Genomic DNA, 22,884 nt, shown 5'->3' on the forward strand with positions numbered 1-22,884 from the left:
CCGGGAGCCGTGTTGGCTGCCAGGCGTTCACAATTCGCGTTCGAGACGCGCCGCGACCTCCCGATACCGGCTGACCGGCACCAGGTGCACGCCGTCGAAGGCGCCGCTGTCGCGAATGGCCAGAATCTGCTCGCACGCCGCGTCCACCCCGGCATTGCGGTCACGCTCGACGTCGTCGATCAACCGGTCGGGGATGTCGATGTCCGGGATGGTGGCCGCCAGGTTACGGGCCATACCCGCGCTGGCCAGCACCATCACCCCGGCGTAGACGGGAACCTGCAGGGAGACGCTCTCGCGCCAGCGCAGCAGAGCATCGACCGAGTAGCTGACCTGAACGAACACGAAGTCCGCCGCGCTCTTCCACGTCGGAACCGGGCGCAGGCCGGACGTGACGCCGACCTGGAAGGGCCTACGGCCGGCGAACGCCGGGTCCTCGGCCGTGCCCCGCGCTTCCTCGATCATGCCCCGCACCGTCAACTCGCTGGTGCGCCCGCCGACGGTGGGCTTGTCGCCGTAGACGAACAGGAACCGCTCCACCCCGTACGCGGAGGCCGTCAGCAGGTCCCTGCGGAGTCCGAGCAGGTTGCGGTCACGGGAGTTCAGGCAGGCGATGCCGCGGGCACCCATCGCCTGCACCTCGTGGGCGACCGCCACGCTCGACACCGTCGCCCGCCCGATGTGGTTGTCAGGGATCAGGAACGAGTCGGCCACCGCGCTCAGCACGCCGATCTGATGGCGCACCCGCGTCAGGTCCGGCCGGGTAGGCGGTTCGATCTCACAAACCAACTCGAAACGATGATCAGACATGCTGGGACCCTACCGAAAACACGCCAGGGTAAAGCCGCCAGAGCGTTTCCAAGCATAATCAACGTCATGATGGCGCCAGATAGTGCTGAAGGTCAGTTTCCTCCCGATGTCCGGCTGTCGGACCTCGGGATTCACCTCCGCGAGTGGACCGACGAAGACCTTCCTGTCATGGTCGCCCTTTTCGACGAACCGCAGGTCGATCGCTGGACCCCGCTACGTTCGCCGTTCGACTTCGACGCCGCTCAGGAGTACCTGTCTCAGTCGCGTAGAGCGCGTGCCGCCGATCGCGGCATGCAACTCGCGATCACTAGGGATGATGGTGAAGCACAAGGGGAGATTCTGCTCTTCCGTACGGCCGATGAGCCCGGGGTGGCCGAACTTGCCTACGCGATCGGCGCTCAGCACCGGAGAGAGCGGTTGGCGGCTCGTGCTGTTGAGCTGATGGCCGGCTACGCCCGCACCTCGCTCGGGATGCGCGGGCTGGTTCTACGGATTGATCCGGCAAACGCGGCAAGCGTCGCCGTAGCGCGGGCTACCGGCTTTCACCTGACCGACGAGGAACCGATGACCTTTGAACGCAAGGGCCATGACATCACTCTGCACAGGTGGCGCCGCGATCTCGCCCTGTGAGCAACCGCCGCTTGGTGGAGCGGCACGGCCTGCCGAACGCCACAGGTATCTGTAGAGCGAATGCGGGAGGTTCCGCACCCGCAGACCTTGGAGCCTCCGTGTGGCCGGGTAGGTAGCCGCACCTACCTAGGTTGTAATCCTAACTAGGTAGCGTTACCTTTAGACAGCGCCGCACGAACCGCCGTCTCTCGGCAGACAGGCATCTCGCGCGGGCCGGGGACGGGCTCTCCTGCAGCCAAGCCCTCGAACGACCGATATCCGCCACCCGCCAAGGAGAAGACCATGGCCGCCCCCGCCTCCCGCTCCACCGTCCGGCTCCCCGCGCTCCTCCCCGTCCTGATCGGCGCGGAGACCGTGGTGATCGCCAGTGACCTCGGCGACGCCGTCCGCTACGGCCTCGGTGGCCTGGTCCTCGTCGCGCTGGTCGTGGTCCTCTACCAGCTCGGCCGCACCCGCCGCGTCGAGGGTGCAGGCGGCGCCGCTTCGCCGACCGTCTGACGCGGCCTCCTCGTCCTGGGCTCGGCGGCCACAAAAGGGCGGTCCGGCCTGCGCGTCGATCCAGGCGCAGGGCGTGGTCGCCACTCCATCGAGGGCGGTCACGGTCCCTGAGAACCTCGTGCGGACGCATATACCCCGCCCGCCGGATCTTCCAGCCTCCAGCCACTACGAACCTGGCTCTTGCTCCTGACGATCATCCTGGAGCCGGAGTGCCCCCGCCGGAGGCTCTTGCTTTTTTTCTTGCTGTTCGATGATGGCCAGGGCGAGCGCGCCAAGCATCAGGCCGATGCCGACCAGGGCGAAAACGATGGGCCGTCCAGGAGCGTATCTTGCGGCGCTGCCTGCGGCTTGGCACCCACCGATGAGAAGCGCGAGCGAACCCAGTATCAGAAAAATTCGGGGGCCAAACATGATGAGCGATCGTAAGCCATGACGACGATAGGCCGCCAGACGGACGCGTCTTCACCGGTCCCAACGATGGGCCGTTGAAGCACTCGGGATTCCGCCGGACATGGGACAAGGTCCGTGCGGCTGTCGAGCTCCCCGATCTCCATTTTCATGATCTCCGCCACATCGGCAACACCCTGGCGGCCTCCAGTGGGGCGAGCCTCAAAGAGTTGATGTCCCGTATGGGGCACTCCTCTACACGGGCGGCGCTGATCTACCAGCACGCCAGCCAGGACCGGGACAAGGTCATCGCTCGGGCACTCGGGCAGGCATTCAAGAAGGCGCGGGCAGGAGGGCACGAGAAGCCATCGGGCACGCAAGGGGCACGGAAGATCACAAAGTTTCAGCGAACAGCAAAAGGCCAGGTCACCGAATATCGGTTGACCTGGCCTTTGTTGCGAGCCGACGAGGGGAATCGAACCCCTGACCTACAGTTTACAAGACTGTTGCTCTGCCGATTGAGCTACGTCGGCATGGTCGCCAGACGAGTGTAGTCGGCTCGCGCCCCGCACGTCACCGGGACAGGGCGGCGAACCGGAAAAGCTAGCGACGACGCTGGCGGGCCACCTCGTAAAGGGCGATGCCCGCGGCGACGCCCGCGTTGAGGGACTCGGCCGCACCCTGCATGGGGATACGGACGATCATGTCGCAGGACTCGCGGATCAGGCGGGACAGGCCCTTGCCCTCCGAGCCCACGACGACGACCAGCGGGCCGTCGAGGAGATCGCTGTCGCCGATGTCCACCGTGCCCTCGCCGTCCAGGCCGATCACGAACAGGCCGGCGTCGCGGTATTCGCGCAGCGCGGCGGTGAGGTTGGCCGCACGGGCGACCGTCATGGTGGCCAGCGTGCCCGCCGAGGTCTTCCAGGCGCCTCCCGTCACTCCGGCCGAACGACGGGAGGGAATGACCATGCCGTGAGCACCGAAGGCGGTGGCCGAACGGGCGATGGCGCCGAGGTTGCGCGGGTCGGTCACACTGTCGAGGGCCACGATCAGGGGCGCCTCACCGGCGTCCTGGGCGATGCGGACCAGGTCCTCGGGGTGGGCGTAGTCGTACGCCGGGATCTGCAGGGCCATGCCCTGGTGGATCGCGCCCTCGGTGATGCGGTCGAGCTTGTCCCTGCCGACCTCCAACATGGCGATGCCGTTGTTGGCGGCGAGCCGGATCGACTCCCTGACGCGGTCGTCGTTGTCGATGCGCATGGCGACGTAGAGCGTGCTCGCGGGCACACCCGCCCTGAGCGCCTCGACGACGGGGTTACGACCGCCGATGTATTCCGGCGCGTCCTCACTCCGCCTCGTGCGGACCGTGGTGCGAGAGGAGATCGAGGGGCGGGCGGAGGAAGATCCGCCGCCGCCCTTCTCCTCGCGATCGATCCGCTCGCTGCGCGCCTTGTCCTTGTGCCAGTGCCGCAGGTGCGCCGGCGGGGTAGCCCCCTTGCCTTCCAGACCACGGCGGACATTGCCGCCGGTGCCCTTGCTCGGACTCTTCTTCTTCGCGGGTCGCCCGGACCCCTTATTACCCCCACCAGCCATGCTGACTAGAGTACGGCCTGCTTTTACCGCGACAGTTCCCAACGCGGACCTTGGGGGGTGTCCTCCACGTGAATCCCGGCGTCGGCAAGCTGGTCACGGATGCTGTCCGCCGCCGCGAAGTCCTTTCGGGCACGGGCCGCCTGCCGCTGCTCCAAAGCCACGGTGACCAGCGCGTCAACGGTCGCGCGCATGCCGGTGTCGCGGCTTGAGGAGCGCCACTGCTCCGAGCGCGGGTCGAGACCGAGCACGTCGAGCATGTTCTGTGTCTCGGCCAGCAACCTGGCCACCTGCTCCTTGTTGCCCTGAGCCAGTGCGACGTTGCCCTCACGGACCACCTCGTGCACCACGGCGAGCGCCTGTGAGGTGGCCAGGTCGTCGTCGAGCGCGTCGGAGAACGCCTGGGGCAGCGGCGCATGCGCGTCGACGTCGTGGATGACCTCGGCCGCCCTGGTGACGAAACCCTCGATGCGCTGGTAGGCCGTCGCGGCCTCGAACAGCGCCTCCTCCGAGTATTCGATCGGGGACCGGTAGTGCGGGGCGGCCAGGTAGTAGCGGAGCTCGACCGGGCGGACCTTCTTGATGACCTCGGGGATCAGCAGGGAGTTGCCGAGCGACTTGCTCATCTTCTCCGCGCCGATCTTGAGCATGCCGTTGTGCATCCAGTAGCGCGCGAAGCCGTCACCGGCCGCCTGGGACTGGGTCAGCTCGTTCTCGTGGTGCGGGAAGATCAGGTCGACGCCGCCGCCGTGAATGTCGAAGGTCGACCCGAGATACTTCGTCGCCATGGCGGAGCACTCCAGGTGCCAGCCGGGACGGCCGCGGCCCCACGGGGTCGGCCAGGTCGGCTCGCCCGGCTTCTCGCCCTTCCAGAGTGCGAAGTCACGCGAATCACGCTTGCAGTCGGCCTCGGTGTCACCCGCCGCCCGCATGTTCTCGAGCTTCTGGTTGGACAGCGAGCCGTACTGGTCCGCGTAGGACATGACGTCGAAGTAGACGTCTCCATCGGCGGCGTAGGCGTGACCGGCGGCGATCAACCGCTCCATCAGCTCGATCATCTCGGGCACGTGGCCGGTGGCTCGCGGCTCGACCGTCGGAGGAAGGCAGCCGAGCACCTCGTAGGCCCAGGTGAAGGCGCGCTGGTTACGCTCGGCGATGACGAACCACGGCACCTCCTCGGTCGCCGCGACTCGAATGATCTTGTCGTCGATGTCGGTGACGTTCCGGCAGAAGTTGACCTCGTAGCCTGACCGGGTCATCCAGCGCCGGAGCACGTCAAAGTTGACGCCGGAGCGGATGTGCCCGATATGCGGCGGGGCCTGCACGGTGGCACCACACAGGTAGATAGAGGCCCGGCCGGGTTCGACCGGAACGAATTCACGGACCGTACGTACGCTGGTGTCGTATAGGTGCAGACTCACGAGGCCAGGTTAATGCCTCACCTCCCCTCACAAGCCGGGTTGCGCGACGTTGAAGCCTCCTTGCAGAGTCTTTTGTGGACATTAAGTGGCGAATGCCGGTCATACCCACTTAAAGATCCACCGGATAGATCGACCCACTGAGAAATGACACACCAGACCGGTCGCCACACCCATACGGCCGGCTCTCGCGAATCGGAGCGCACCCCGCCTGGGCAGTTCCCCCGTCCCCGCCCTGCACGGCGTTCTTGAAGATCGGCCACCCCACCCGCACGCCATCGGACGGCTCCGCGGCCCGTCCCCGGGCCGGTTTCTCCCCCGGGCAACTTTCCCGATCTTCCTGATCGACTCCGTCGATCACTCCGCGTGCTGATTCTGTAGGCTCGGGACGCCATGGACGTGAAATCTCCCGCGGCGGCAGACTCGATCTCCCGCCCGTCCTCAACCCTGTCCGCACCCGCCGAACCGAGCCGAGTGACCGTTGCCCTGCGCCGCGCCGGGATCGCCGTCGCCGGAGTCGGCGTAGCCGCCCTCACCGCCGCCGCCTGCGTGCTCTCCTTCGAGGATCTGCGTGACCTCGCCATCATCGGCGAGGCCCGCCCCAACCTCGCCTATCTCTACCCGGCGGCCTTCGACGCGCTGCTCGTCATCGCGATGATCGGCGTGCTCCTGCTGAGAGGCGGTCGGTGGCTGGTCCGCCTTCAGGCAGGCGTGATCCTGGTGCTGCTGTTCGCCGCCGCGGCCACCGCCGAGGTGACGACCGCCATGCGGACCACGGCGGCGATGGACGTACGGCAGGCGGCCGTCGTGGTCGCCGTCGCCCCCTGGGTGATCCTGGTCGTGGCCCTGTGGCTCTGGCTCCTGCTGATCAAGCATGCCGCCGCGCGCCGGAGCGCCGTCGACGAGGCGTCGGCCGACCACGAGCGCGACATCGTGCCGTTCCCCGACGCGGACCTGCCGACCGCGGAACACCCGGCCCAGCCGGAGTGGAGGACCCGTCCGAGCCGCCCTGACCTCCAGGTCCATCCGGACCCGCTTCAGCACGACCGCCCGGTCCGGCGCGACCAGCCTGTCTATCCGGCTCAGCACGACGAACCGGTCCATCCGACTCAGCACGACGAGCCGGTCCGGCGCGACCAGCCGGTCCATTCGGCCCGGCATGACGAGCCTGTCCCTCCGGTCCACCGCGACGAGCCGGACCGTCCGCTCCGGCACGACCAGCCGGTCCAGCGGGACCAGCACGACCTGCCCGTCCAGCGCGATCGGCAGGCCCCGTCCGTCCGCCCCGGCCAGCTGGTTCACCATCCCGCGGCCGAGATCATGCTCGACCCGCAGGCCGCCCCTCCGCTGGAGTCCGCCCCGCACCACGATCTTCCGGCGAGCGTCCCGGTGGTCGGCCCCACCCCTGCCCCGGAGACGCCCGAGGTGACCGAGTTTCCCCCGGACCTCCCGACCCCCCAGGTCCCCCCGCCGGCCAAGCCCATGCGCTGGGGTGACCTGGTACGGCCCCGCCAGGGCGACATGCTCGTCCATCCGCCCCGCACCGCGCCGGAGGCCGTACAGGAGCAGGCCGCGTCCGAGGCCGGGCGGAAGCAGACCGCACAGGACGCCGTACGGAAACGGGAGGAGAAGCGGGAAGAAGAGTCCGGGTCCGACAGCAGGGTCAGCGAGCGGGTGAGGACCTGGGACTCCGGCACCGACGCCCCGGAGGAGGCCGCCCAGGTGGACGACCGCGACGCCGACACGCAGCCCATCCGCACGATGCCCGATCAGACGACCGATCGCGCGGCGGGCGAGACGGCCGATGAGGATGAGCCGGCCGACGGATCGTCCCCGGATCCCGCACACGGTGTCGAGGCCGCCGATCCCGAGGATGACTTCGGAATCGGATCACGCGAGAAGGACACCGTGGCTCCGCCTTCCGGGCGGATGCGCAGCACCCCGATCCCCCCGGTCGAATGAAAACCCCGGTCTCCGGCGTCCCCGGCCTGATCCGAAGGGACAGCCGGGCGTGGTGACCTCCGGGGAGAGGCCGCGGGCAAGGGCGGCTTCTCCCCCGTGGAGCCTGCCCGAGGGCGGCTTTCACACGGTGTGAGATCTATCCGGCTACGGCTTCCACGCGATGTTGGATCTGTCCGCCGACGGCTTCCACGCGGTGTCGGACTTACCCGGCCGCGGCTTCCGTACGGTTTTGGATCTGCTCGGCGGCGGCTTCCGCGCGATGGTGGACCGGCCCGCAGCTATTCGCTCACACGTTGGTGAGCGGCGCCCCGCTGCGGACCGGCGATTGCTCACCTCCGTGCCCGTTTCAGGAGTGGCCGGAAGCCGGTTCGGAATACTCCTCGAACCTGCATGAAACGGCCGAGACCCGCTCGGTGCAGATGGGACCGAGCGGGTTCTCCTGGAAAGCGGTGACATCGTGCGCGTCACCGCGGGCACCTCCGGACCGGAGGGTGTCCAGTTATGCCTCGGTGAGGTGGCCGGGATGGTCCATCCCGTTTTTAGACTCTGGATCGCTTCAGGCCGGCGACCAGGCCGACACCGACGATGGCGAGGACGACCTGCATGACGAGCTCGATCCAGTCGATGCCGTTCGTGGTCGCCACGCCGAGGACCTGCGCGATCGCGGTACCGATGAGCGCTGCGACGATGCCGACGACGATGGTCAGGATCCAGCCGATCGGCTGCCTACCGGGAAGCAGCAGCCGCCCGAGGGCGCCGATGACAGCGCCGATGACGATGGCCCCAAGGATTGACGCGATAGTCATTACAACCTCCCAGTGAGCGTGATCCCTTCACTCTCACAAGAAGGTGGATACCCCCCAGGTCAAGGTTATTCCTGTCGATGGAAAAATTCCTGATCAGCGGGTTTTCCTCGCCCCCATCTGGACCACGAGCAACACTCCCAGCACCGCGAGCGCGAGCTGGAGGATGTGTTCCCACCAGTCGATCCCCCGCGTGTTGGCGAAACCGAGCGCGCTCGCGATGAGGGTGCCGATGAGCGCCGCGACGATGCCGACGACGAGTGTCAGGCCCCAGCTGAAGTTCTGCCGCCCGGGAACGATGAGTCGTGCCAACGCCCCGATGATGGCCCCGATGATGATCGCCGAAATAATCGATCCAATCATGTCCAGCTCCCCCTGTTACGAGACATGGTCAATAGGGGGCTACCCAGGACATTCACAGATCATCCGGAAAAAGGGGGTGGCCCGTACCGCGCCAGGAAACGGGCCACCGCCTCGGACGTACGACGAGCATTCCGCACCGCCCGCCGGAGCGTTTTCACGCTCTGTACTAAGAGACGCCTGACTCCGGGTTCAGGTTCACCACGATCGCGGTGGCGACGGCCGCCACACCTTCGCCACGCCCGGTGAGCCCCAGCCCGTCGGTCGTGGTGGCGATGACGCTCACCGGAGCGCCCACGGCGTCACTGAGCGCCTTCTCGGCCTCCGCACGGCGGGGTGACACCTTGGGCCGGTTGCCGATCACCTGGATGGCCACATTGCCGATCTCAAAGCCTGCGGCGCGCACCTTGCCGGCGGCCTCCCGCAACAGGGTGACGCCGGAGGCTCCCGCCCAGCGGGGATCGGAAGTGCCGAACAGCCCGCCCAGATCGCCGAGACCCGCCGCGGACAGCAGCGCGTCACAAGCGGCGTGAGCGGCCGCGTCACCGTCGGAGTGACCGTCCAGGCCGATTTCGCCCGGCCAGTGAAGGCCCGCGAGATGCAGCTCGCGTCCGGATGCGAACGGGTGGACGTCGACTCCGACGCCCACCCGTGGAAATGTCATGTTCAGGAGTTGAGAACCTCATCCAGCAAAGCCTCGGCCTTGTCCTCGTTGGTCTTCTCGGCGAGCGCGAGCTCGCTAACCAGGATCTGCCGTGCTTTTGCCAGCATGCGCTTCTCTCCTGCGGAGAGTCCGCGTTCCCTGTCTCGTCGCCATAGGTCACGAACGACCTCGGCCACCTTATTGACGTCACCGGACGCCAGCTTCTCAAGGTTGGCCTTATAGCGGCGGGACCAGTTCGTAGGCTCTTCGGTGTGAGGCATGCGAAGCACGTCAAAAACGCGCTCAAGGCCCTCTTGTCCGACGACATCGCGAACACCGACGAGTTCGGCGTTGTCTGCCGGCACCTGGACGGTAAGGTCGCCCTTGTCGACCTTAAGAACCAGGTAGGTCCTTTCCTCACCCTTGATGGTTCGGGTCGTGATCGCCTCGATCCGAGCAGCCCCGTGGTGGGGGTAGACGACAGTGTCGCCGACCTGGAAAGTCATGTGACAAGTACCCCTTCCGCTGTACTCAAGAGTACCACGTATCCACAGCCTCCCGGAACAGTGAAATCACCATAACTGCAGGTCAAAGCCGCATCTTATGGCTTGACAAGCGCTCAACAGTATGAATCAAAGGTCTAAAAAGCACCTATGACCTGCGTTCCTCGTCTTCCGGCGATCAGGTGGGCCACCGGAAAACCCGGGAATCGCGACGGATAGGGTTGCCCTTGCCCTACCTCATGTGTGACAAGGAGAACTCGCACCGTGACCCGCATCAGCCGTCACCGGGTGATCGCCGCCGCCGCGTTCCTCGCAGCCGCCCCGGCCTTGGCCGGCTGCGGTGCCGGATCCGACGCGATCACCAACCAGCCCTACACCCCGACCGAGGCTCTGACGAAGCAGGTGAACGGGATCAACATCTCCCAGGCCTTCTTCCTGGGCCCGGACTCCGGCGCGACGATCGCCCCGGGCGCGGCGACGCCGCTCTACCTGTCCGTGGTGAACACCAACCAAGCCCCGGACCAGCTCGTCGGCGTCGGGGTCGACTCCGCCCTGGGCACCGCGAAGGTGAGCTCTCCGGTGACGCTTCCCGTTCAGACGCGGGTGAGCATCGGCAACCCCACCCCCTCCATCCTGATCGAGGGGCTGAAGAAGCCTCTCAGGGGCGGCGAGAGCATCCAGGTGCAGCTGCAGTTCGCCAACGCGGGGCTCGTCCCCCTCACGATTCCGGTCATCACCCGTAGCCGCGAGTTCACCAGCCTGCCGCAGGCTCCGGGCGTCAGTGCGGCTCCCACGCCGACGCCCACGCCCACCGCCTCCGCCTCTGCCTCCACGGACTCCATGGAGGACATGGGGCACTCCACGGAAGGCACGGACGGGTAGGGCGCACCCCTCCAGAGCACACCCCGCCAGAGCAGAAACGCCGAAGCCGGCGGCTCTTCAAAAGAGTCGCCGACTTCGGTCTGTCAGAACCACCGCGGGCCCGGGGCTCAGGCCTCGGGCGCGGACGCGCCCGGGCCTGCTTCGGGGCCGGACCCGCCTGAGGGGTCGTCAGAAGGCCGCCGGGCCCGATAAAGGTGGCGAGTAACGGGACCGCGGCCCGCCGCGGGTCTCAGGCCTCGGCGGGGTCGAACTTGTAGCCCAGGCCCCGGACGGTCAGGATGCAGCGGGGGTTGGAGGGATCGGCCTCGACCTTGGCGCGCAGCCGCTTGACGTGGACGTCCAGGGTCTTGGTGTCGCCCACGTAGTCGGCGCCCCAGACCCGGTCGATGAGCTGGCCCCGGGTGAGCACACGGCCGGCGTTGCGCAGCAGTACTTCCAGCAGCTCGAACTCCTTGAGCGGGAGCTGCACCTGCTCACCGCGGACGGCGACGATGTGCCGGTCGACGTCCATCCGGACCGGTCCCGCGGCCAGTACGGCCGTCTCCAGCTCCTCCACGTCACCCTGGCGGCGCAGCACCGCGCGGATGCGGGCCACCAGCTCCCTGGAGGAGAAGGGCTTGGTCACGTAGTCGTCCGCGCCGAGCTCCAGCCCGACGACCTTGTCGATCTCGCTGTCCTTGGCGGTCAGCATGATGACCGGCACGTTCGAGCGCTGGCGGAGAGAACGGCACACCTCGGTCCCGGGCAGGCCGGGAAGCATCAGGTCGAGCAGCACCAGGTCGGCGCCGGTACGGTCGAAGGTCTCCAGCGCCTCGGGGCCGGTGCCGGCCACCACGACCTCGAAGCCCTCCTTGCGCAGCATGTATGACAGGGCGTCGGAGAACGATTCTTCGTCCTCGACAACAAGCACGCGAGTCACTGCGCGGCCTCCAGGGGGATCGTAGTAGTGCCAGGTGCGGCTACCGCCATGCCGCCGAAGGCGGGCAGGCGGAGGGTGAAAGTGGAGCCGGAGCCTTCCTTGCTCCACACCGTGACCGCGCCGTTGTGAGAGGCGGCCACGTGTTTGACGATGGCCAGGCCGAGGCCCGTGCCACCGGTCGCCCGCGAACGGGCGGCGTCGACGCGGAAGAACCGTTCGAAGATCCGTTCCTGAGCGCTCTCGGGGATGCCGATCCCCTGATCGCTCACGCTGATCTCGACCGATTCGGTGTGAGCGCCCGCCGCGCGTGCGCTGACCACGACCCGGGTGTGCTCGGGGCTGTAGGCGACCGCGTTGTCGATGAGGTTTCGCAACGCGGTGACGAGGAGCTCGTCGTCGCCCCAGATCTGCAGGCCCTCGACACCCCCCGCGACCAGGGTGATGTCCTTGGCCGCCGCCGTGGTGTTGCAGCGGTCGATGGCCTCGTGCACCACCTCGTCGATCGGGACCGGACCCGGGGTGGGGATGGGCTCGGCTCCCTGGATCCGGGAGAGGGTGATGAGGTCCTGGACGAGGTAGGTGAGTCGTGCGGCCTCGTGTTGCATACGCCCGGCGAACCGGGTGACCGCCTCGGGGTCGTCGGCGGCGTCCTGAATGGTCTCGGCCAGGAGGGACAGGGCGCCCACCGGCGTCTTGAGCTCGTGGCTCACGTTGGCCACGAAGTCGCGGCGGACCGCCTCGACCCGCCGGTGCTCGGTCTGGTCCTCGGCGAGCACGAGCACCTGGCCGTACGAACCCAGCGGTGCGACCCGCACCGCGAAGTTGGTCGACTCCTGGCCGAACTTGTGCCCGGCCACCTCGATCTCGCTCTCGCGGATCTCGCCGTCCCTGCGTACCTGCCTGGCCATCGCGAGCAACTCGGCCGCCATCAGGTGGTCGCCTTTGACCAGCCCGAACGCGCGTGCGGCCGAACTGGCCCGCAGCACCCGGTCCTCCTTGTCGAGCACGACCGCCGAGGACGGCAGCACGGCCAGCACCGAGGCGACGCCCTGGGGCAACGCGCCGGGCTCGACATCGTCTGTCGGTGTCATGACCTGCCTCTGTCCCACGTTCTGGCGGACGACCATCACGGCCAGTGCTCCCACGACAAAACCGGCCAGCGCGGCCAGGCTCGCCATCAGCTCACTCACGTGGTCCTCCTGTAGGCTTCACGTCCCTGATGGTAGGTGGGTGTTTTCAGTTTCGGGGCAGCTCAGGGGCTATGACCAAGGCCTTTCCCATAAAGTTCACTTTATGGTCGAGGTTCGTTCATTGTTTCGCACATACGGTGGCTTTCATGCGCGATGCCTATCACGACGAACTTGATGCCCTCACCGAACAACTGGTTGAGATGACCCGCCTCGTCAGGTCGGCGATCTCACGGGCCACCACCGCCCTCCTGGACGCCGACCTCCACCTTGCCGAAAGCGTCATCTCCCAGGACGAAGAGGTCAACAGGATCTTCGCGGAGATCGAGACGTCGATCTTCGAACTGATGGCCAGGCAGCAGCCGGTGGCGGTGGACCTCCGAATGGTCATCGCCGCCCTGCGTATGGGCACCGACCTCGAGCGCATGGGCGACCTCGCCGAGCACGTGGCGAAGGTGGCCAGGCTGCGCCACCCCGAGTCGGCGATCCCGCCGGAGATCCGCGACACCATCCTGGAGATGGGTCAGATCGCCGAGCGCCTCATCACCAAGACCGGCAGCTGCATCGCCTCGCGCGACGTGGACACGGCCATGGAGCTTGAGGCGGACGACGACGCGATGGACAAGCTGCACCGCAGGCTGTTCAAGGTCCTGATGGCCAAGGACTGGAAGTACGGCGTCGAGCCGGCCATCGATGTGACGCTGATCGGCCGCTACTACGAGCGTTACGCCGACCACGCGGTCCGCGTCGCCCACGACGTGGTCTACCTGGTGACGGGCTCCCGGCCGCAGGACGTCACCACCGTTTAGAGCGGCCCCTCGGGTGCCGTGAACATCTGGAGCCTTGAGCCTCTCGGGGTCGCGAAGGAGAAGGGCCCGCCAAGCCGGCGGGCCCTTCTCCTTTTCTGCTTCCGTTTTCCCCGCTGGGATCCGCCCGAGGCCGGCGGGACCTACTTGCCCTGGTTGGCCACGGCCTCGATGGCGGCCTCGGCGGCGTCGGGGTCGAGATACCGGCCGCCCTTGGTGGTCGGGCAAAAATCGCCGTCCAGCTCGTACTGGAGCGGGATGCCCGTGGGGATGTTGAGCCCGGCGATGTCCTCGTCGCTGACTCCGTCCAGGTGCTTGACCAGGGCCCGGAGCGAGTTGCCGTGCGCGACGACCAGAACGGTCCTGCCCGCCGCGAGCTCCGGCACGATCTGGTCGTACCAGTACGGCAGCATGCGCCCGACGACGTCCTTGAGGCACTCGGTCCTCGGCAGCAGCTCGCCCGGCAGCAACGCGTAGCGAGGGTCACCGGCCTGGGAGAACTCGTCGTCGTCAGCGATCGGGGGCGGGGGGACGTCGTACGAACGACGCCAGAGCATGAACTGCTCGTCGCCGAACTCGGCGCGCGTCTGCGCCTTGTCCTTGCCCTGGAGCGCACCGTAGTGACGTTCGTTGAGCCGCCAGGACCTGGAGACCGGCAGCCAGAGCAGATCGGCGGCGCCCAGTGCGAGATTGGCGGTCTGGATCGCCCGGGTCATCACGGAGGTGTGAACCACGTCGGGCCGCACTCCGGCGTCGACCAGCAGCCGCCCGCCGCGCCGCGCCTCCTCCTCGCCCTTGGCCGAGAGCCCCACATCCACCCAGCCGGTGAACAGGCCCTTTGCGTTCCATTCGCTCTCACCGTGCCGCAACAGCACCAAAGTCGACATGGAAGCAAGCTAGCTTAGTGCGCGGCCGTTCAACGCCCGGGGTCGGCTCAATCCCCCGGGACGGCTCATACGCTCAGGGTTGGTTCAACCCGCGGGGACGGCCTCAACGCCCGGGGTGGTTCAACCCTCAGGTCGGCTCAACGCTCGGGGTCGGCGAATCGGGCGAACGCCTGGAGGTTGGCGAGTGACTCGCCCCGTTTGGCCCGCCACTCCCACTCCCGCCGGATCGAGGAGGCGAAGCCCAGCTCCAGAGCGCGGTCGAATCCCTCGTCCGAGTAGGTGAGGACGCACCCGAGGAGCCGGTCGATCTCCTCCTCGGAGATCGCCGCGAGCGGGATCCGGCCCACGAGGTAGACGTCGCCGACCGGATCGAGGGCGAAGTGCACGCCGTACATGGAGCCGTTCTTGGTCAGCAGCCAGCGGTAGAACTCCGCGTGGTTCTCATCGGGCTGGCGGCAGAAGAACGCCTCCACGTGCAGGACCTGGTCTCCGACGATCAGCCAGACCATGGTCGCGAGTTTGTGCTGGCCGGGGAGCTTGACCAGGAAGGCTCCGGGCCTGGGCTGCTCGAAGGAGACCTCCGCGCCCTTCAGCGCCGCCTCGATCGCTTCACTCACGGGACCGACCTCTCGATAGTGGACCGGCTCTCGCTCCTCGTGGACGAGCTCTCGATCGCCGCTCGGGGACCGGCTCTTCATCCCCATGCCCACAGCCGCCTCACCCATGCCCACAGCTTACGAGTCGGCCGCGACGAAGAACCCGATCACGAGCCGGCCGCGGCCGGGACGCGCCACGCGTCCCGATCATGATCGGGACGCTTCACGGACCGGCCGCGGCCAGGACGCGCTTCACGAACCGGCCGCGATCGGGACGCGTTTTACGAGTTGACCGCGATGGGGACCCGGTGCAGGTTCGCCATCGCCCCGGCGTAGACCTCGGCGAGCCGTGCCGCGGTGGCCGACCAGCCGAAGGCCGCGGCGTGGGCCACCGCCCCCGTCGCCAGCGTCTCCCGCCAGGCGGGCCGCTGGATGAAATTGGTGAGCACCTGTGCCCAGTCCTGAGGATCGTGCCCCTCGACGAGCACGCCGGACACCCCGTCGCGTACGGCGGTGCGCAGCCCGCCCACGGAGGCCGCGACGACCGGGGTGCCGCAGGCCTGCGACTCCAGCGCGACCAGGCCGAACGACTCGCTGTGCGAGGGGACGACGGTCACGTCGGCGGCGCGGTACCAGTCGGCCAGCTCGTACTGGGGCGCCGGGGGAACGATCCTGACCACGTCCGAGATGCCCAGCGAGGCGGCCAGGTCGGTGAGGTAGGAGGGACGGGCCAGGCCGTTGCCACTGGGGCCGCCGACGCAGGCGACGACGAGCCTCGACCGGAGCGAGGGATCGTCGATGAGCATCCGGGCCGCGGCGCGCAACAGCACGTCCGGGGCCTTCAGCGGCTGCACGCGGCCGACGAACAGCAGCACGTGGGCGTCCTGCGGCAGATCGAGCCGGTGACGGGCCGCGCCCTTGGACGCGGGCTGGAAGACCCTGAGGCTCACCCCGGGGTTGACGACCTCGACGAGGGCGGGGGCGGCGCCGTACAGATCGACGAGCTCCTGGGCCTCGGTCGGGGTGTTGGCCACCAGCCTGTCGGCGACCTCCACGACCTGCTGCTCGCCCAGCACGCGGGCGGTCGGCTCGGGCTTGTCGTCCTCGGCCAGCAGGAGGTTCTTCACCTTGGCCATGGTGTGCATGGTGTGCACCAGCGGCACGCCCCAGCGCTCCTTGGCCAGCCAGCCCACCTGGCCGGACAGCCAGTAGTGAGAGTGGATCACGTCGTACCGGCCCGGCTCGTACATGGCCTCGGTGCGCAGCACGCCCGAGAGGAACCCGCAGAGCTGACCGGGCAGGTCGCCCTTGTCGAGCTCCTCGTACGGACCTGCGGTGATGTGGCGGACCCAGACGCCGGGAACGATCTCGGCGACCGGTGGTAAATCACGTGCGGTCTGCCGGGTGAAGATCTCGATCTCCACTCCAAGCTCGGCCAGACGTTTGGCCACCTCGACGATATAGACGTTCATGCCGCCCGCGTCTCCCGTCCCGGGTTGATCCAGGGGGGACGTGTGCATACTGATCGTCGCGACTCGGCTGACCCGCCGTCGCCTCACCGACACCACCTCCGAACGGGCTACAACCAACCACTTGTTCGCGGCATTCCCGCCATCCGGACACACGGGTCTAATACCCCGTGGCCCTGGCAGGATTGGGTGCCATGAACAGGACAGCAGTGGTGACAGGGGCCAGCAGTGGCATCGGGGAGGCGACGGCACGCCGTCTGGCCGCCGAGGGTTTCGACGTGGTGGCGGCGGCCAGGCGCCGGGAACGGCTGGACAGGCTGGCCGCCGAGGTGCCAGGAATCCGTGCGGCGACCCTGGACGTGACCTCCCAGGAGTCGGTGGACGCGTTCGCCGCCTCGCTGGACCGCTGCGACGTGCTGATCAACAACGCCGGCGGCGCGGTCGGCCTGGAGCCGGTGGCGAGCGGGGACGTGGCCGACTGGCAGCAGATGTACGACGTCAACGTGCTCGGCACGCTGCGGGTCACCCAGGCGCTGCTGCCCCGCCTCATCGACTCGGGGGACGGCGTGCTGCTGATGCTGACCTCGGTGGCCGGGCTGGTCTCCTACGAGGGCGGCGGCGGCTACAACGCGGCCAAGCACGCCCAGACCTCGATGACCGAGGTGCTCAGGCTGGAACTGGTCGGCAAGCCGGTCCGGATCGTCGAGGTCGCCCCCGGCATGGTCCACACCGAGGAGTTCTCCCTCAACCGCTTCCGCGGCGACTCCTCCGCCGCCGACCGCGTCTACCAGGGCGTTCCCGACCCGCTCTCCGCCGACGACGTGGCCGACGCCATCTCCTGGTGCGTGACCCGCCCCGCCCACGTGAACATCGACCGCCTGGTCATCCGCCCCCGCGCCCAGGCCGCGCAGCACAAGATCCACCGCGTCTGATCGTGCCGAAGCCGATCGGGGAGATCACCAGGGGGACGACGGGACACAACCGGCTGCGGCGCGCCGATCGATGGATCGCGGGCGTCCACGGCCGGCTCCTGCGCGGCGCGAACCGCCCGCTGGTGGTCGACCTCGGCTACGGCGCCTCACACACCACGACGCTGGAGATGTTCCTGCGGCTGCGCGGCGTCTGCCCGTCGGTCGAGGTCGTCGGCATCGAGATCGACCCGGCCAGGGTGGCGGCGGCCAAGCCGTACGAACGCCCGGGGCTGTCCTTCGCGCTGGGCGGTTTCGAGCTGCCGGTGGACCGGCCTCCGCTGGTGATCAGGGCGTTCAACGTGCTCAGGCAGTACGGCGAGGCCGAGGCGTGGGGCTACTGGGCGATGCTCAGGGAGCGGGTCGCCCCGGACGGGGTGATCGTCGAGGGCACCTGCTCGGAGGTGGGCCATCGCGCGGTCTGGGCCGCGCTGGACCGCTCAGGCCCCCGGACCCTCACCCTCTCCGCCCGGTTCGACGGTTTCACCCGCCCGTCCGACCTCGCGGAACGCCTGCCCAAAACGTTGATCCACCGCAACGTCCCCGGCGAGCCCATCCACGCCTTTCTCCGCGATTTCGACCACGCCTGGGCGGTCAACGCCCCCCTCGGCTCCTACGGCTCACGCCAGCGCTGGATCGCCTCCGCGGAGACGCTCGCCGGGACCTGGCCGGTGGCGGAGCATCCCCCGTCGGGCGGGCGGTCCCGGTGGCGACTCGGCGAGATCACCCTCCCGTGGTCCGCCATCACCCCCAGATGATCCGGACCTCGATCCCCGCCGTCTCCACCACGCCCCGGTCCCCGTCCGCCGTCTCCTCGAGGCCTCGTCCCCGGCATCTCCCGGCCGCCATCTCGGACGTGCCCCGGTCGCAGCCGCCGTTTCCCTCGCGTCCCAGCTCCCAGCCGCCGTTTCCCCGCGCCTCGTCCCCGGCCGCCGCCTCTTCCGAGCCCCCGGATAAAATCCCCCGCATGGCCGAACTGCGCTTTGTGGTGAGCCCCGAACTCACCACCGAGCTGACCGACGAACTCATCGACTGCTGGGCCGACGTGACCAACGCGGGTGGAGCCGTGGGGTTCGTGCCACCGGTCACCGCCGACGACATCAGGAAGACGGCGGTCTCCTCGTTCGAACGCTGCGGCGGCCCCGACCACCTGCTGGTCGGTTTCGACGCGGAGGACCGGGTCGCCTGCTGGCTGATCCTGTCCGACACCGGGTCGTGGCTGCACGCGCACTGGCGCTGGCTCCTGCGTGTGATGGTCCACCCCAAGCACCAGGGCAGGGGTTACGGGGCCGACCTCCTCCGTGCCGCCGACGTCGCCGCCCGCGATCTGGGCCTCGACGCACTGCACCTGACCGTTCGCGGCGGCACCGGAACCGAGGGTTTCTACGCTCGTCAGGGCTACATCGAGGTCGGCCGTATCCCCCGGTCGATCCGCCTCGCCGACGGTGACGAACGAGACAGCATCTACATGGTGAAACATTTGTGACGCATATCACTCGACAACCCGTAGTACTACCCCTCGTGGTGCGGGAGTTAGGCTTGGGTGTGTGAAAGGTCTGGGCGAGCTGGAACGCAGCATTATGGACGTCATCTGGGCACAGCCATCCCCTGTGACGGCGCGGGAGGTCGGGCGCCTGATCGCCGACCGGGACCTCGCGCCCACCACGGTGATGACGGTGCTCGACCGGCTGACCCGCAAGGGCTTCCTGGTCCGCACTCGCGACGGCCGCGCATGGCGGTACGAACCGGCGGAGAGCCGCGACGCGTACATCGCGGAGCTTATGCTGGGAGCACTGGATTTGACCGGTGATCGGTCGGCGGCCCTCACCCGGTTCGCCCAGGCCGTCACCGGCACCGAGGCCGAGATCCTGCGCAAGGCCCTGACGGGCTTGGAGACGGAGCTGGAGGACGAGTGATGACCGCTGCAGCCCTGGCGACCCTCGCCCTGGTCTGCACGGTCGGAGCCTGGCGGCTCACCCGGGCGCGCTGGCCCTACCGCGCTCCGCACGTGGCCATCGTCCTGTGGCAGGCGCTGGGGGTGACCTGGGGTCTGGCCGGGACCGGCGCGCTGCTCGCCTACGCCCTCTCGCCCTATGGCCTGGGCGTGCTGAACGGGCTCCACGCATTCGTCACCTCGGTGCTCGGCGGGCACGGCCCGCCCGAGCCGTACGGCCCCCCGAGAATCCTCGCCCTCGTCACCGGTCTGGCCGCACTCGCCGTACTGATCGTGGTTCTCCTCGCCGCGGGCGCGCAGACGTCCCGCGCCCGGCACCGCCACCGTGCCCTTCTCGCCCTGATCGCCCGCGAGGATCCCGTGGTCCCCGGTGTGCGGGTGCTCGACCACCCGGGCGCCGCCGCCTACTGCGTGCCCGGCCTGCGGTCCCAGGTCGTGGTCAGCGAGGGCACCCTGAAGCTGCTCTCCTCGGCCGAGCTGACCGCGGTGCTCGCGCACGAGGCCGCCCACGTCCGCGAGCGGCACGACCTGGTGCTGTTGCCGTTCGCCGCGCTGCGCAGGGCTCTGCCCTGGTCGCGGGTGGTCAGGGATGCCCAGAGCGAGGTCAGCCTGCTGGTGGAGATGGCCGCCGACGACGTCGCCCGCCGCTACTGCTCCCCGCGCCGCCTGGCCACCGCCCTCCTCCGCTTCGGTACGGCGGGCTCCGTGCCGGCCCCGCACGGGGCCCTGGGCGCCACCGGCTCCTCCGCGGTGATGGCCAGGGTCGAGCGCCTCATCACCCCCGGCCCCGCCCTGCCCGTCGGCGTCCGCTACAGCATCGTCGTCTTCTCCATCACGCTGACCTCCTCCGCCCCGCTGCTCTGGCTGATCCCTCACTAGCCGGCCAACGCGCCGACCGCCTGCGATCGCCGGTTTCGCCGCCTCGCGGCGGCGGCTTCGGCAGGGCAGCGACCGGAAACCCGGTCAAATTTCACGGTCACCGTACCAATCCCTCTTTGACCAGCAGATCCCTCGTTAATCTCACTCCCAAATGCTTGCAACTGTTAGCTATTGTGTTTGCAATTGCAAGCACCGTCGTGCAGACTGAAGACATGGCACTACCCAAGGTCGGCTCGATCGGCGAGTACATCCGCGAGCAGCGCACGGTGGCGAAGATCTCTCTGCGCCAGCTCGCCGCCACGGCGGGGGTCTCCAACCCCTACCTCAGCCAGATCGAGCGGGGACTGCGCAAGCCCAGCGCGGAAATCCTGAACCAGATCGCCAAGGGCCTGCAGATCTCATCGCAGGCCCTCTACGTCCAGGCCGGCCTCATCGAAGCACGTGAGCCGGACAGCGACGTGCTGACCGCGATCAGGGCCGACCATCTCATCACCGAGCGCCAGCGCCAGGTGCTGATCGACATCTATGAGTCGTTTCGCAAGGAGAACCGGGCCGAGGCTCCGGATGAGGACGCGCAGACCTCCCAGAAAGCGCATCCCGCACCGGAGCCCCCTCGCGATGACGCGGACTCCTCGCCGGACGACGAGGCACCACTGCCCAAGGGATATCTCAGCGCGCTGAAGCCCTACGAGACTCCCCCGAGCAACGGTCACGTCACACAGGAAACCAAGGAAGGTTAACCCATGCCCATCGCCACCGAGGTCGAGAAGCTCGTCAAGTCCAAGCCGTTCTACGCCGTCGCCGGCGTGGGCGACCTGGCCGTCAAGGAGCTTCGCAAGCTTCCCGAGCGGATCCAGAAGCTGCAGGGGCGCAGCGAGGAGATCCGCGAGGTCGCCAAGGACCTCCCCGAGAAGGCCAAGGAGCTCGCCGGCAAGGCCGAGGTCTACGCCCAGCACTTCCCCGAGAAGGCGCGCGTCTACGCCGACCAGGTCGCCGACAAGGCCACCAAGCTCTACGACGAGTTCGCCACCCACGGCCGCAAGGTCGTCTCCAAGGCGAGCGGCGGGGCCGCCCGCGAGCTGGAAGAGGTCTCCGAGGCCTCCGCGCCCCCGCGCACCAACGCGGCGCCCAAGAAGAACAACCGCGCCCGCACCCCGAAGGCCGGCACCACCCCGAAGGCCTGATCCACGCCGTTCTCGAACGCGTGCGACCCCGGCGGTCAGGGCCCTCGCGCGCGAAAAGCCTCCACGAGGCGCGGCGGGGCGAACCCCCCGGCGCAGAAGACCCGTCCCGGCAGCCCCGGGGCGGGTCTCTCCCGTCCAGCGCCCAGCGACTTCGCGGGTCCGGACCGCCGAGCCCGACACGGAGCCTTTCCCGTCCGCCGTCCGCGACTTCGCGGGTCCGTACCGGACCGCCGAGCCCGGCACGGGGTCTTTCCCGTCCGCCGTCCGCGACTTCGCGGGTCCGTACCGGGTCGCCGCGACTGGCGGCATGATCGGGCGCGGGGCCCTTTCCCGTTCGACATCCGCGTCCCCTGCTGACCGCTATGTCCCTGGGCGCGCCCATCGATCCCGTATCGGATCGAGCACGCCGGACCGAGGACGCCACGAACGGGATTTTCGGCATTAGGCTGATGAGAACTACCTGAGGCAAGCGTTTGGGAGAGACGATGATCCCGGTGTACGGCGTTCTGGGCCTGATCTTCACGGCCCTGGCCATCGGTGTGTTCGCCCTGGCGGTCTGGGCTCTCGTTCACGCGGTGAAGACTCCGGCTCGCGCCTTCGCGGTGACCGGAAAGCAGACCAAGAACCTGTGGATGATCATCCTGGGTCTGGCGACGCTGTTCGGATTCTCCGCCGCCGTGGGGTTCATCGACCCGCTGAGCATCTTCACCATCGCGTCCGTCATCGCCGCGGGCATCTACCTGGCCGACGTGCGCCCCGCCGTAAAGGGGATCGGCAAAGGCGGGAACCAGGGCCCCTACGGTCCCTGGTGAATGCGGGCCGGCACATCGGCCGGTGAACGAACGGGCGAATTAACCGATGAATCAATCGGTGAACGAACGATGAACGACCGGTCGATCGATCGGTGAATCAACTCGTGGATCGACCGGTGAACAGACCGGTGGGTCAACCCCCTTGCCCTGGGAGACCTGGGCCGGTAGACACACCGGAATGATGTTCGCGAACAAACCCACCCTGTCCGGGGAGCGCGTGACACTCCGGCCCGTCGGCCCCGAACACGTCGACGGCCTCTGGGAACTGATCAACGACCCGGAGACCGTACGGCTGACCGGGTCCCACGGGCAGCCCGACTACGAGACGACCAAGCAGTGGTACGGCTCGCGGGGTGATCACGACGACCGGCTGGACCTGGCGATCTGCGCGGCCGAGGACGACTCCTACGTCGGCGAGGTCGTGCTCAACGAGCTTGACGTCCACAACCTCTCCTGCAACCTGCGCATCGCCCTGGTCGGCCCCCGCGTGTTCGGCAAGGGGTACGGCAGCGAGGCGATCAGGCTCGTGGTCGACCACGCCTTCACCTCCACCTCGCTGCACCGCATCAGCCTCGAGGTCTTCGATTTCAACGAACGGGCCGTCCACGTTTACCGCAAGGCCGGCTTTGTTGAAGAGGGAGTATGTCGTGACGCGCTCCGCCAGGGAGACCGGTGGCACGATTCGATCATCATGTCAGCCCTTGCGCCTGACTGGGGTGTCAAGGAAGTCTGACACC

The 22,884-nt window shown here is 68.2% G+C and carries 28 protein-coding genes, 1 tRNA gene and 1 pseudogene; 15 read left to right on the forward strand and 15 right to left on the reverse strand.

Annotated features, from left to right (window positions below; genetic code table 11):
- Positions 1–27: 27 nt before the first annotated feature.
- Entirely contained in the window at positions 28–807 is a 780-nt protein-coding gene (locus CHC08_RS35165; RefSeq protein WP_089211700.1) for a methylenetetrahydrofolate reductase, read from the reverse strand.
- 66 nt (positions 808–873) lie between these two features.
- Between CHC08_RS35165 and CHC08_RS35170 the strand changes: the two genes are divergently transcribed.
- Together CHC08_RS35170 and CHC08_RS35175 are read left to right on the forward strand one after the other, a co-directional pair.
- Complete coding sequence (locus tag CHC08_RS35170) at positions 874–1,437, forward strand: GNAT family N-acetyltransferase (RefSeq protein WP_089211701.1); 564 nt, start codon at positions 874–876, stop codon at positions 1,435–1,437.
- A gap of 282 nt (positions 1,438–1,719) precedes the next feature.
- The gene (locus CHC08_RS35175; protein ID WP_089211702.1) at positions 1,720–1,935 is read left to right on the forward strand and encodes a hypothetical protein; all 216 of its coding nucleotides are present in this window, start codon (positions 1,720–1,722) and stop codon (positions 1,933–1,935) included.
- Positions 1,936–2,100: 165 nt separating this feature from the next.
- Here the strand turns inward: CHC08_RS35175 and CHC08_RS48710 are convergent, their stop codons facing one another.
- Positions 2,101–2,346 carry a hypothetical protein gene (locus tag CHC08_RS48710; protein WP_143653466.1) on the reverse strand — a complete coding sequence of 82 codons (246 nt, stop codon included), beginning with the start codon at positions 2,344–2,346 and terminating at the stop codon, positions 2,101–2,103.
- An 8-nt stretch (positions 2,347–2,354) separates the two neighbouring features.
- Here CHC08_RS48710 and CHC08_RS53045 point away from each other — a divergent pair.
- Positions 2,355–2,603: pseudogene (locus CHC08_RS53045) on the forward strand (tyrosine-type recombinase/integrase); the annotation flags it as partial.
- Between the two features lie 179 nt (positions 2,604–2,782).
- Here CHC08_RS53045 and CHC08_RS35190 read toward each other — a convergent pair.
- The 3 genes from CHC08_RS35190 to cysS all read right to left on the reverse strand — a co-directional run bounded on the left by CHC08_RS35190 (position 2,783) and on the right by cysS (position 5,336).
- Positions 2,783–2,855 (reverse strand) — tRNA-Thr (locus CHC08_RS35190).
- Between the two features lie 70 nt (positions 2,856–2,925).
- Positions 2,926–3,918: a 23S rRNA (guanosine(2251)-2'-O)-methyltransferase RlmB gene (rlmB, locus tag CHC08_RS35195; protein ID WP_089211704.1), complete on the reverse strand. Its 993-nt coding sequence runs from the start codon at positions 3,916–3,918 to the stop codon at positions 2,926–2,928.
- A gap of 23 nt (positions 3,919–3,941) precedes the next feature.
- Positions 3,942–5,336: a cysteine--tRNA ligase gene (cysS, locus tag CHC08_RS35200; protein ID WP_089211705.1), complete on the reverse strand. Its 1,395-nt coding sequence runs from the start codon at positions 5,334–5,336 to the stop codon at positions 3,942–3,944.
- Between the two features lie 390 nt (positions 5,337–5,726).
- Here cysS and CHC08_RS35205 point away from each other — a divergent pair, with 390 nt between their 5' ends.
- A complete protein-coding gene (locus CHC08_RS35205) occupies positions 5,727–7,295 on the forward strand; it encodes a DUF2637 domain-containing protein (protein WP_089211706.1) in 1,569 nt (522 codons plus the stop codon).
- 539 nt (positions 7,296–7,834) lie between these two features.
- Here CHC08_RS35205 and CHC08_RS35210 read toward each other — a convergent pair.
- The 4 genes from CHC08_RS35210 to CHC08_RS35225 form a co-directional block, all read right to left on the reverse strand.
- The gene (locus CHC08_RS35210) at positions 7,835–8,101 is read right to left on the reverse strand and encodes a GlsB/YeaQ/YmgE family stress response membrane protein (protein WP_089211707.1); all 267 of its coding nucleotides are present in this window, start codon (positions 8,099–8,101) and stop codon (positions 7,835–7,837) included.
- 93 nt (positions 8,102–8,194) lie between these two features.
- The gene (locus CHC08_RS35215) at positions 8,195–8,461 is read right to left on the reverse strand and encodes a GlsB/YeaQ/YmgE family stress response membrane protein (protein ID WP_089211708.1); all 267 of its coding nucleotides are present in this window, start codon (positions 8,459–8,461) and stop codon (positions 8,195–8,197) included.
- Between the two features lie 166 nt (positions 8,462–8,627).
- The gene (gene ispF / locus CHC08_RS35220; RefSeq protein ID WP_179282387.1) at positions 8,628–9,122 is read right to left on the reverse strand and encodes a 2-C-methyl-D-erythritol 2,4-cyclodiphosphate synthase; all 495 of its coding nucleotides are present in this window, start codon (positions 9,120–9,122) and stop codon (positions 8,628–8,630) included.
- A gap of 2 nt (positions 9,123–9,124) precedes the next feature.
- Positions 9,125–9,607, reverse strand: a complete 483-nt coding sequence (locus CHC08_RS35225) for a CarD family transcriptional regulator (RefSeq protein WP_030924410.1) — start codon at positions 9,605–9,607, stop codon at positions 9,125–9,127.
- A 261-nt stretch (positions 9,608–9,868) separates the two neighbouring features.
- On the opposite strand from CHC08_RS35225, the gene CHC08_RS35230 reads away from it, so the two are divergent.
- Positions 9,869–10,486: a copper chaperone PCu(A)C domain-containing protein gene (locus CHC08_RS35230; RefSeq protein ID WP_089211710.1), complete on the forward strand. Its 618-nt coding sequence runs from the start codon at positions 9,869–9,871 to the stop codon at positions 10,484–10,486.
- A 229-nt stretch (positions 10,487–10,715) separates the two neighbouring features.
- Here CHC08_RS35230 and CHC08_RS35235 read toward each other — a convergent pair whose 3' ends face one another.
- Positions 10,716–11,405, reverse strand: a complete 690-nt coding sequence (locus tag CHC08_RS35235; RefSeq protein WP_089211711.1) for a response regulator transcription factor — start codon at positions 11,403–11,405, stop codon at positions 10,716–10,718.
- Entirely contained in the window at positions 11,402–12,583 is a 1,182-nt protein-coding gene (locus CHC08_RS35240) for a sensor histidine kinase (protein ID WP_089211735.1), read from the reverse strand. Before CHC08_RS35240 ends, CHC08_RS35235 begins: the two co-directional genes overlap by 4 nt.
- 158 nt (positions 12,584–12,741) lie before the next feature.
- Here CHC08_RS35240 and phoU point away from each other — a divergent pair, with 158 nt between their 5' ends.
- A complete protein-coding gene (gene phoU, locus CHC08_RS35245; RefSeq protein ID WP_089211712.1) occupies positions 12,742–13,401 on the forward strand; it encodes a phosphate signaling complex protein PhoU in 660 nt (219 codons plus the stop codon).
- 140 nt (positions 13,402–13,541) lie between these two features.
- Here phoU and CHC08_RS35250 read toward each other — a convergent pair whose 3' ends face one another.
- The 3 genes from CHC08_RS35250 to mshA form a co-directional block, all read right to left on the reverse strand.
- Positions 13,542–14,285: a phosphoglyceromutase gene (locus CHC08_RS35250; protein ID WP_089211713.1), complete on the reverse strand. Its 744-nt coding sequence runs from the start codon at positions 14,283–14,285 to the stop codon at positions 13,542–13,544.
- 137 nt (positions 14,286–14,422) lie between these two features.
- A complete protein-coding gene (locus CHC08_RS35255; RefSeq protein ID WP_089211736.1) occupies positions 14,423–14,902 on the reverse strand; it encodes a type III secretion system chaperone family protein in 480 nt (159 codons plus the stop codon).
- A 260-nt stretch (positions 14,903–15,162) separates the two neighbouring features.
- On the reverse strand, positions 15,163–16,446 hold the full coding sequence (mshA, locus tag CHC08_RS35260; RefSeq protein WP_179282388.1) for a D-inositol-3-phosphate glycosyltransferase: 1,284 nt from the start codon (positions 16,444–16,446) through the stop codon (positions 15,163–15,165).
- A 98-nt stretch (positions 16,447–16,544) separates the two neighbouring features.
- Between mshA and CHC08_RS35265 the strand changes: the two genes are divergently transcribed.
- Positions 16,545–17,282 carry an SDR family oxidoreductase gene (locus tag CHC08_RS35265; protein WP_089211715.1) on the forward strand — a complete coding sequence of 246 codons (738 nt, stop codon included), beginning with the start codon at positions 16,545–16,547 and terminating at the stop codon, positions 17,280–17,282.
- A gap of 2 nt (positions 17,283–17,284) precedes the next feature.
- Positions 17,285–18,076, forward strand: a complete 792-nt coding sequence (locus tag CHC08_RS35270; RefSeq protein WP_179282389.1) for a class I SAM-dependent methyltransferase — start codon at positions 17,285–17,287, stop codon at positions 18,074–18,076.
- Here CHC08_RS35270 and CHC08_RS35275 read toward each other — a convergent pair.
- On the reverse strand, positions 18,063–18,287 hold the full coding sequence (locus CHC08_RS35275; protein WP_089211716.1) for a hypothetical protein: 225 nt from the start codon (positions 18,285–18,287) through the stop codon (positions 18,063–18,065). The two genes, CHC08_RS35270 and CHC08_RS35275, sit on opposite strands and share 14 nt — an antisense overlap.
- On the opposite strand from CHC08_RS35275, the gene CHC08_RS35280 reads away from it, so the two are divergent.
- From CHC08_RS35280 to CHC08_RS35310, 7 genes are all read left to right on the forward strand, one after another.
- Complete coding sequence (locus CHC08_RS35280; protein ID WP_089211717.1) at positions 18,286–18,804, forward strand: GNAT family N-acetyltransferase; 519 nt, start codon at positions 18,286–18,288, stop codon at positions 18,802–18,804. The two genes, CHC08_RS35275 and CHC08_RS35280, sit on opposite strands and share 2 nt — an antisense overlap.
- Before the next feature lie 61 nt (positions 18,805–18,865).
- A complete protein-coding gene (locus tag CHC08_RS35285) occupies positions 18,866–19,234 on the forward strand; it encodes a BlaI/MecI/CopY family transcriptional regulator (RefSeq protein WP_089211718.1) in 369 nt (122 codons plus the stop codon).
- Complete coding sequence (locus CHC08_RS35290; RefSeq protein WP_089211719.1) at positions 19,231–20,151, forward strand: M56 family metallopeptidase; 921 nt, start codon at positions 19,231–19,233, stop codon at positions 20,149–20,151. The genes CHC08_RS35285 and CHC08_RS35290 overlap by 4 nt, the downstream gene beginning before the upstream one ends.
- 212 nt (positions 20,152–20,363) lie before the next feature.
- Positions 20,364–20,891 (forward strand): helix-turn-helix domain-containing protein, encoded by a 528-nt coding sequence (locus CHC08_RS35295; RefSeq protein ID WP_089211720.1) that lies wholly within the window; start codon positions 20,364–20,366, stop codon positions 20,889–20,891.
- A 3-nt stretch (positions 20,892–20,894) separates the two neighbouring features.
- Entirely contained in the window at positions 20,895–21,335 is a 441-nt protein-coding gene (locus tag CHC08_RS35300) for a hypothetical protein (protein WP_089211721.1), read from the forward strand.
- 485 nt (positions 21,336–21,820) lie between these two features.
- Entirely contained in the window at positions 21,821–22,147 is a 327-nt protein-coding gene (locus CHC08_RS35305) for a DUF2516 family protein (RefSeq protein ID WP_089211722.1), read from the forward strand.
- A 178-nt stretch (positions 22,148–22,325) separates the two neighbouring features.
- Complete coding sequence (locus tag CHC08_RS35310; protein ID WP_245878756.1) at positions 22,326–22,880, forward strand: GNAT family N-acetyltransferase; 555 nt, start codon at positions 22,326–22,328, stop codon at positions 22,878–22,880.
- The last annotated feature ends 4 nt before the right edge of the window (positions 22,881–22,884 follow it).

Source organism: Streptosporangium subroseum (assembly GCF_900188345.1).
GTDB lineage: Bacteria > Actinomycetota > Actinomycetes > Streptosporangiales > Streptosporangiaceae > Streptosporangium > Streptosporangium subroseum.

Bases quoted from the DNA above. Each gene is read 5' to 3' on its own strand.
- CHC08_RS35165 (WP_089211700.1), bottom strand. From the start codon at position 807: ATGTCTGATCATCGTTTCGAGTTGGTTTGTGAGATCGAACCGCCTACC.
- CHC08_RS35170 (WP_089211701.1), top strand. From the start codon at position 874: ATGATGGCGCCAGATAGTGCTGAAGGTCAGTTTCCTCCCGATGTCCGG.
- CHC08_RS35175 (WP_089211702.1), top strand. From the start codon at position 1,720: ATGGCCGCCCCCGCCTCCCGCTCCACCGTCCGGCTCCCCGCGCTCCTC.
- CHC08_RS48710 (WP_143653466.1), bottom strand. From the start codon at position 2,346: ATGTTTGGCCCCCGAATTTTTCTGATACTGGGTTCGCTCGCGCTTCTC.
- rlmB (WP_089211704.1), bottom strand. From the start codon at position 3,918: ATGGCTGGTGGGGGTAATAAGGGGTCCGGGCGACCCGCGAAGAAGAAG.
- CHC08_RS35205 (WP_089211706.1), top strand. From the start codon at position 5,727: ATGGACGTGAAATCTCCCGCGGCGGCAGACTCGATCTCCCGCCCGTCC.
- CHC08_RS35210 (WP_089211707.1), bottom strand. From the start codon at position 8,101: ATGACTATCGCGTCAATCCTTGGGGCCATCGTCATCGGCGCTGTCATC.
- CHC08_RS35215 (WP_089211708.1), bottom strand. From the start codon at position 8,461: ATGATTGGATCGATTATTTCGGCGATCATCATCGGGGCCATCATCGGG.
- ispF (WP_179282387.1), bottom strand. From the start codon at position 9,122: ATGACATTTCCACGGGTGGGCGTCGGAGTCGACGTCCACCCGTTCGCA.
- CHC08_RS35225 (WP_030924410.1), bottom strand. From the start codon at position 9,607: ATGACTTTCCAGGTCGGCGACACTGTCGTCTACCCCCACCACGGGGCT.
- CHC08_RS35240 (WP_089211735.1), bottom strand. From the start codon at position 12,583: ATGGCGAGCCTGGCCGCGCTGGCCGGTTTTGTCGTGGGAGCACTGGCC.
- phoU (WP_089211712.1), top strand. From the start codon at position 12,742: ATGCGCGATGCCTATCACGACGAACTTGATGCCCTCACCGAACAACTG.
- CHC08_RS35250 (WP_089211713.1), bottom strand. From the start codon at position 14,285: ATGTCGACTTTGGTGCTGTTGCGGCACGGTGAGAGCGAATGGAACGCA.
- CHC08_RS35265 (WP_089211715.1), top strand. From the start codon at position 16,545: ATGAACAGGACAGCAGTGGTGACAGGGGCCAGCAGTGGCATCGGGGAG.
- CHC08_RS35280 (WP_089211717.1), top strand. From the start codon at position 18,286: ATGGCCGAACTGCGCTTTGTGGTGAGCCCCGAACTCACCACCGAGCTG.
- CHC08_RS35275 (WP_089211716.1), bottom strand. From the start codon at position 18,287: ATGCGGGGGATTTTATCCGGGGGCTCGGAAGAGGCGGCGGCCGGGGAC.
- CHC08_RS35295 (WP_089211720.1), top strand. From the start codon at position 20,364: ATGGCACTACCCAAGGTCGGCTCGATCGGCGAGTACATCCGCGAGCAG.
- CHC08_RS35300 (WP_089211721.1), top strand. From the start codon at position 20,895: ATGCCCATCGCCACCGAGGTCGAGAAGCTCGTCAAGTCCAAGCCGTTC.
- CHC08_RS35305 (WP_089211722.1), top strand. From the start codon at position 21,821: ATGATCCCGGTGTACGGCGTTCTGGGCCTGATCTTCACGGCCCTGGCC.
- CHC08_RS35310 (WP_245878756.1), top strand. From the start codon at position 22,326: ATGATGTTCGCGAACAAACCCACCCTGTCCGGGGAGCGCGTGACACTC.